This window comes from Roseinatronobacter domitianus (assembly GCF_023336755.1).
Taxonomy (GTDB): domain Bacteria; phylum Pseudomonadota; class Alphaproteobacteria; order Rhodobacterales; family Rhodobacteraceae; genus Roseinatronobacter; species Roseinatronobacter domitianus.
Window position 1 is genome coordinate 1 of sequence record NZ_JALZWP010000055.1, and the last position, 543, is coordinate 543.

The 543-nt window shown below is 64.5% G+C and carries 1 protein-coding gene; it reads right to left on the reverse strand.

The features are described from left to right. A partial coding sequence (locus tag M3N55_RS16685) for an ADP-ribosylglycohydrolase family protein (RefSeq protein WP_249060984.1) occupies positions 1 to 214 on the reverse strand: 214 nt, incomplete at its 3' end. Between the last annotated feature and the right edge of the window lie 329 nt (positions 215 to 543).

The window sequence follows — 543 nt, forward strand, 5'->3', positions numbered from 1 at the left end:
CAGGCGCAGCGAGCAGGCTGTCTGCGAGGCAGAGCGCCATCGCCGTGTCGTCGGTCCACGCCCCGGCCGGCAGCTTGAAGACGCCGCCGGATCGCATTCCGGTGACGAGCTCAAAGGAGCCCCGGCTGCAGAACTCCACGGGGGCGCCGAGCGCGTCTCCGACCGCGAGGCCGATCAGGGCACCCAAGGCCCGGTCAAGCGCTTGCTCTGTCACGGGCCGCCCTCAACCATCTGGGACGCCGTTCTGCGGTGCTGAGGGTCTGTGATGCGCATCCGGTCCTTCCTTCTGGGCGTCGGGCTTGACCTATATCGCGGTTCGCGGTCGTAAAATCTGAGCGGGCGTTATCGCGTGCAGGACCAAGGGGCATCCCGTCATGTGCGACAGGCCGAGCGTATCAGGGGATATGGTAGCGCACCAATATCAGAAGGGCTATGGGTACATCTCCGCGCTTGTAGCTCAGCGGTTAGAGCTGTCCCCTCATAACGGATAGGTCGGGGGTTCAAATCCCTCTGGACACGTTACCGCAGGATTTCGCCCCGTCC